The 6,333-nt window shown below is 68.2% G+C and carries 5 protein-coding genes; 1 reads left to right on the top strand and 4 read right to left on the bottom strand.

Annotated features, from left to right (window positions below):
• Together VGI12_16830 and VGI12_16825 are read right to left on the bottom strand one after the other, a co-directional pair.
• Nucleotides 1-321, bottom strand: a 321-nt coding sequence (locus VGI12_16830) for a hypothetical protein (protein ID HEY2434342.1), incomplete at its 3' end; no start/stop codon positions are given.
• A 409-nt stretch (nucleotides 322-730) separates the two neighbouring features.
• Nucleotides 731-970 (bottom strand): hypothetical protein, encoded by a 240-nt coding sequence (locus tag VGI12_16825; protein ID HEY2434341.1) that lies wholly within the window; start codon nucleotides 968-970, stop codon nucleotides 731-733.
• Between the two features lie 514 nt (nucleotides 971-1,484).
• On the opposite strand from VGI12_16825, the gene VGI12_16820 reads away from it, so the two are divergent.
• Nucleotides 1,485-4,262 carry a hypothetical protein gene (locus VGI12_16820; protein HEY2434340.1) on the top strand — a complete coding sequence of 926 codons (2,778 nt, stop codon included), beginning with the start codon at nucleotides 1,485-1,487 and terminating at the stop codon, nucleotides 4,260-4,262.
• Nucleotides 4,263-4,329: 67 nt separating this feature from the next.
• On the opposite strand, the gene VGI12_16815 is transcribed toward VGI12_16820, so the two are convergent.
• Together VGI12_16815 and VGI12_16810 are read right to left on the bottom strand one after the other, a co-directional pair.
• Nucleotides 4,330-5,700 carry a Gfo/Idh/MocA family oxidoreductase gene (locus tag VGI12_16815; GenBank protein ID HEY2434339.1) on the bottom strand — a complete coding sequence of 457 codons (1,371 nt, stop codon included), beginning with the start codon at nucleotides 5,698-5,700 and terminating at the stop codon, nucleotides 4,330-4,332.
• A 3-nt stretch (nucleotides 5,701-5,703) separates the two neighbouring features.
• Nucleotides 5,704-6,333, bottom strand: a 630-nt coding sequence (locus VGI12_16810) for a Gfo/Idh/MocA family oxidoreductase (GenBank protein ID HEY2434338.1), incomplete at its 5' end; no start/stop codon positions are given.

The following is a 6,333-nucleotide window of genomic DNA, read 5'->3' as shown; positions in this document are numbered from 1 at the left end:
ATAGGGCACGCTGGTCAGCCGCGCGCGCGCATGCTCGACTTCGTTGACGCCGGTGAACTGCACGCCGAGCCAGCGCTCCTGGCCCTCGGCGAAGAGCGCGAGCGGCAGGCCATCGGGCTGGGTGGCGCCGAGCTGCACGGTGTAGCGCCCGCTGGCGTCGAGCGTGACGTCCTGCGTTTCCTGAAAGAGCGGCGCGCCGCCGGTCGCGTCGGCATAGACGGCGAGTGTGACGACGGCACCCGGAGATGCCGGCTGGCCCGACGCGGGTTGATAGGTGCCCGTGACCGTGATGAGACGGGGCACCGTCACTGTGGTGGCCATCGGTGCCTGCGCGTGCGCGAGCGCAGGTGTGCACACCGCGAGAACCGCTGCCACGGCCGTAGCCGCAACGCTTCGCATAAGACCTCCGGATCCGTTGTGGGAGATTGCGGAACTCTTCCGCAGCGTCGGGATCCTATGGCAACTTCGTTGTGTTTTACGCAGCCGCGCGGGACAAATTTACCCAGTTTCTTTGTCGACGGAGTGTCCTAGCGCTGGCGACACTCGTCAGGGGCGAGAATGGGATCGCTGAGGAAGACTTATTGAAGGCGTCGACGTCGAAGTCTGCTGAACGAGGAACTTCGCGGCGTTTCTATGGTGAACGACTGCTTCATCGAACACCCGCGCGTTCGTCGTCACCGACGGCGCGCGGGCGTTGAACAATCCGCGTGTGCACGGCGGTGTGTGAAACCTACCTGCCGGGAATGACGCTCCCCTGGGCCGTGCCGTTGACGCCATTGAACGCGAATCCGCCGCCTTCAACCGAGAATTCGAAGTCCTTCGTCCGCACGATGAATTTGTCGTCGCTCTCGTGATAAGCGAACGGCAATGGGTCCAGCTGACCGATCTTCACGGCGCCGTCCACGATCACGATCTGGAAATTCTGCGGCAGCGTGAACGACGCGTTCGGATACCAGTACGAATTACTCACCGCTGCATCGAGCACAGTCTGCCCTGGCTGAGGCGTCGGCCCCGGAGTGGGAGCCGGAGTTGGCGCGGGTACAGGTGTGGGAGTGGTCGGAGCGGGAGTTGGCGTCGGCGGATTTGCCGGTGCCGGATCGGTCTGCACCGTTGTCTGGGTGGGCGTCGTTGTCGTCGGGCTCGTCGGCGAGTTGCCGCCACAGGCGGCCACGAACCCGAGTAGAACGATTGCGACTGTCCGCTTCATCTTATCCTCCTCGGCAGACCCCCACCCACTCGGCGCAGGTGTATCTGCTTGCCGAGGTCGGGGACTATCCGCCGCGCCGCCGTATCACTGCCGGTGGTAGAGCACGACTGATGCCAGCCTACGGTCCAGCTGGAGGCGGTCCAGCCGTTGGGTAGGCGGGGATCCCGTGCCCGGCTCCTCACTCAGTAATGGGCGGGGCATTACAGGACCGACGTCCACGGGGGCCTGCCCGGCGTCGGGCTGGGAAGCGACTGCGCGACGAATTCCAGCAGCCACGATGCCGGCAGACCTAGGGAGGATCGGAGATAATCCATGGGTCCCGCAGCGCCTCGACATCGGGAATCCCATCGTCGCCGACTGCTCGCTGAGCACGGCGGCCGCGCCGCGCCAGGAGATCGAAATGAACCGCCGCGGATTCCTTCGAACCGGCCTGCTCGGCGGCGCTGCGGCGCTGCTGCCGCGAATGGGACGGCCTGCCGCCCGCGAGGTTGCGATCGCGGTCGCTCCCGACGACCCGATCGCCGCGTCCGCGCCCGCCGCGAAGGCGATCGAGGCATTGGAGCGCGCCTTGCGCGACACCGGCATCGACGTTCGCCGCGTGACGCGTATCGCCGACGCGCCGACTGGCGTCCGCTGCGTGGCGGTCGCGGGTCACCTGCATCCGGAAGCAGCCGCGGCGATCCAGCGCCTGCCGCGCCCGCTCGGCGATGGGGCCGAGCGGCTGGCATTGTTTTCCAGCCGCGCGGCGGGACGTGACGTCCTTTTCGCGTGCGCCACCGACGCGCGCGGACTCTCCTACGCGGCGCGCGAGCTCGCCGATCGTGTGGCCATCGCCGCCGATCCCCTCGCCGCGCTCGCGCAGCCGTCACCGGCCGTCGCGCGTCCGCTCAATCCCGTTCGCAGCGTGATGCGCCAGTACACGAGCCGGACGCTCGACGATGGATGGTTTCACGACCGCGAGATGTGGCCGGCGTATCTCTCGATGCTGGCGGCCTCGCGGTTCAACCGGCTGCACCTCGGATTCGGTCTCGGCTACGACACGCTGCAGCAGGTCACCGACAGCTATCTGCTCTTCATCTATCCGTTCCTGGTGGACGTGCCCGGCTACGACGTGCGCGTGTCCGGCGTCGAGCCTGCCGAACGCGAACGCAACCTGCAGGCGTTGCGCTACATCAGTGAGCAGACGGTCGCGCACGGGTTGACGTTCCAGCTCGGCGTCTGGATGCACGGGTACGAACTGATCGACAGCCCGCAGGCCGGATATCGCGTCGAGGGGCTGACGCCCGCGACGCATGCCGCCTATTGCCGCGACGCGCTCACCGCGCTGCTGCGCGCGTGTCCGGCGATTTCCGCCGTCGCGCTCCGCATCCACGGCGAGAGCGGGGTCAAGGAAGGCAGCTACGATTTCTGGAAGACGGTCTTCGACGGCGTGCCGCGCGCCGGGCGCGCGATCGAGATCGACCTGCACGCCAAGGGCATCGATCAGGAGATGATCGACCGCGCCCTGGCGACCGGCATGCCGGTGAACCTCTCGCCGAAATACTGGGCCGAGCATCTTGGGCTGCCGTATCACCAGGCGGACATCCGTGCGCTCGAGCGGCCGGTCGAGGGGCACACGGGCGCCGGGCTGATGACGCTCAGCGAGGGGTCTCGCAGCTTCACGCGCTACGGCTACGCCGATCTCTTGCGGGAGGACCGCCGCTATACGGTGCGCTTCCGCGTGTTCTCCGGAAGCCAGCGGCTGCTCGCCTCGGCCGACCTGGCCGCCGCCGCCGCGCATGCGCGCGCGTTCACATTCTGCGGTGCCGCCGGCACCGACCTGATGGAGCCGCTCACCTGCCGCGGCCGCCGCGGCACGGGCATCGCCGGCGCAGCGCGCAGCGGCTACGCCGATGCCTCGCTCGACACGCGCTGGGATTGGGAGAAGTTCGCGCTCTGGTATCGCACCTGGGGACTCGCGTGCTACGACGCGGCCACGCCGGCGAGCGTGGCGCTGGCTCCGCTCGCGCAGGGCGACCCCGCCGCCGCCGTCTCCCTGGCTCGTGCGTCGCGCATCCTACCGCTCGTCACCACGGCGCATCTTCCGTCGGCCGCGTGCGACGCCTACTGGCCCGAGGTCTACTGGAACCAGCCGATGGGCGCGGAGCGGCGGCCCAATCCGTACGGCGACACGCCGGCGCCGAAGACCTTCATTCACGTCAGCCCGCTCGATCCGGAGCTGTTCTCGAGCATCGCCGAACACGCCGACGATCTGGCGAACGGCCGGGCGAGCGCGAAGCACTCGCCGATCCAGGTCGCGACGCATCTCGAATCGCTCGTCGCCGGCATCGCCCCGGTCACCAGCGGGGCTCGCATGACTCCGGCCGCGCGCCGTCTCGCCGTCGACGTCAAGATCCAGGCGGGGCTCGGCCGATTCTTCGCGGCAAAACTGCGCGCCGGCGTGTTATACGCGCTGCATCAGCAAACCGGCGATCGGGCCGCGTTCGACGCTGCCCTCGAGCGCTATCGCGCCGCGCGCGCCGCCTGGGCGGAACTTGCGTCGGCCGCGCAGGGCGTCTACGCCGCCGATCTCTCGGCCAGCGACCGGCTGTCTGAGCGCGGCCAGTGGAGCGACCGCCTGGCGGCGATCGACGACGACATCGCGCGCCTGGCCGAGGCGCCGCCGCCAGCCGTCGCCCAGCCACCGCGTGTGGCCGGTGCCGTAGCGCAGGCGCAGGCGACCGTCATGCCGGCCGTCGTCGACGGCCACCACGCGCCACCCGATCGATTCGTGCCTGGACGCGAGCTGCCGCTGGCGCTCGCAGTGCGCGGCAGTGCGCCGCGCGAGGTCGCCTGCCATTACCGGCACGTCAACCAGGCGGAGCGGTTCGAGCGCTTTGGGATGGAGGCGGATGGCGGCGAATGGCGCGGCCGGATTCCCGCCGCCTACACCGACTCGCCGTATCCGCTGCAGTACTACTTCACCGTGCTGCTCGCCGGCGGCGGCGCGGCGGTCGTGCCGGGGTTGGGACCCGAGTGGCTGGGCACGCCGTACTTCGTCGTCCGGCGAGCCTGACGGTCTTGCCTCACTGCGCTCGGCATCACTTCACTGCGAGACGGGTCTTCAGCAGGAACTCGCGGCCTTAGGTCAGCCTGTAGGGCGCGCGCATCGGACGCGACAGCTTCGCGTTGGCGTCGTCGTCGTTCTGGAAGCGTTCCTTGATCGGATCCCAGTGCAGCCGGCGGTCCGCCCGCATCGCGATGTGGTGCAGCAGGCACGCCGAACACGAACGGTGCGCGATCTCTACTGGCGCGATCGGCTCCTTGCGGGAGGCGATCGACTCGAGCCAGTTCAGGTGGTGCTCGCGGCTCTCGGGAAGGTGAATCTCGTTCGGCCCGATGACCGACTTGATGATCTTCGGATCGCTCGATGCCAGCGCCGTCGCGTCCTGTAGCTTGGCGACCGGATCGCTGCCGGTCACCGCCTCGTTCCCGCGGGACACAAAAATCCAGCCGTCGCGGCCGATGAACTTGATGCCGTTCGGAAAATCGCCGCTGATCACCATCGTCACGCCGTTCGCGTAGCGCCCGTAGGTCTTGAAGTCGCCGTGGACGTCCCACAATCCGCTCGCCGGGAACTTGGCGCTGCCCCAGATCTCGACCGGCCCGGTGTACTCCGTGTCCATCCCCCAGTGCGCCGAGTCGACGTGATGCGCGCCCCAGCCGGTGATCATGCCGGCGCCGAACTGTTCGCAGCGCAGCCAGCCCGGACGGTCGAAGCCGCTCTGCGGGTGAACGCGCTTCTCGGTGTAATAGACGTAGGGCGTCGAGCCGAGCCATGTCTCGTAGTTCAGATTCTGGGGCACCGACATCTCGCGTTCGACGTCGCCGCTCGGGTCGCCCGGCAGGCCGACTTCGACCGTCTGCAGCGCACCGATGCGTCCATTGCGAACGAGCTCGGCGGCATAGCGGAACTGGACCGTCGAGCGCTGCTGGCTGCCGATCTGGAAGATCCGTCCCGAAGCGTGGACGGCGTTGCTCAGCGCGCGTCCCTCGGCGATCGTCAGCGACGCCGGCTTCTGCAGGTAGACGTCCTTGCCGGCCTGCACGGCGGCAATCGCCACGAGCGCGTGCCAGTGATCCGGCGTGCTGATGACGACGGCGTCGATGTCCTTGTTGGCGAGCAGCTCGTGATAGCTGCCGTAGCCGGTGACGCCGTCGTAGGGCTTGCCGGTCTGCTTGGCATAGAAGTCGTTGACGAAGGTCTTCCCGGCGGCGACGCGGTTGGCGTCGAGATCGCAGACGGCGACGATCCGCGCGACGTCGTAACGCAGGATGTTCGGCATGTCGTGCGCGCGCGAGATGCGCCCGACGCCGATCGCGCCGACGTTGATGCGGTTGCTCGGCGACGTCCTGCCGAACACCGTCGCCGGCACGATCGCGGGAAAACCGGCGGCGGCGGCGATCGTGCCGGCGGCGCCGAGGAACTGCCGTCGCGTGTGTCTGGCCTTCATGACTTATGCCCTGAAGTTGATCGTCTGCGCCTGCTTCTGCGCCTTGATGGCGAGCTCCATCGTGAGGAACGTGTGCGCCTGCGGCATCGCGGTTTCCGTGCGGTTGACGATATCCGACACGAGCCGGGGTCCGAACGGCAGGTCGCCATCCTTGCAATCGATATAGCGTGTGTCCTTCTGATCGACGATGAACAGATGGTCGCCGCCGGGACGGCCGGCGATGTCGACGTACTTCCGCAGCTCGATGTAGCCCTCGGTGCCGAGAATCGTCAGGCGTCCGTCGCCCCAGGTCGACAGGCCGTTGGGGGTGAACCAGTCCAGCCGGACGTAGCCCGCGCCGCCGTCGCCGCGCAGCACCATGTCGCCGAAATCCTCGAACTCGGGCTTGTCCTTGTGCGCCACGTTGGCAATCTGCGACGAGACGACGTCGGCCCTGGTCGAGCCGGTGTAGAAGAGGAATTGATCGATCTGGTGCGACCCGATGTCAACGAGGATCCCGCCGTAGCGCGCCTTGTGCCAGAACCACTCGGGCCGCGCGCCGCCGGCGACGTTGCCGATGCGGTGCGGCGCGAGGTTGACCGTCTGGATGACGCGGCCAATCGCACCCGCCTGCACGAGGTCGCCGGCTCTGAC

This window comes from Vicinamibacterales bacterium (assembly GCA_036496585.1).
In the GTDB taxonomy this organism is placed as follows: Bacteria; Acidobacteriota; Vicinamibacteria; order Vicinamibacterales; family 2-12-FULL-66-21; genus JAICSD01.
The sequence above is the reverse complement of the archived record's forward strand: the minus strand, read 5'-3'. Positions and strand labels throughout refer to the sequence as shown.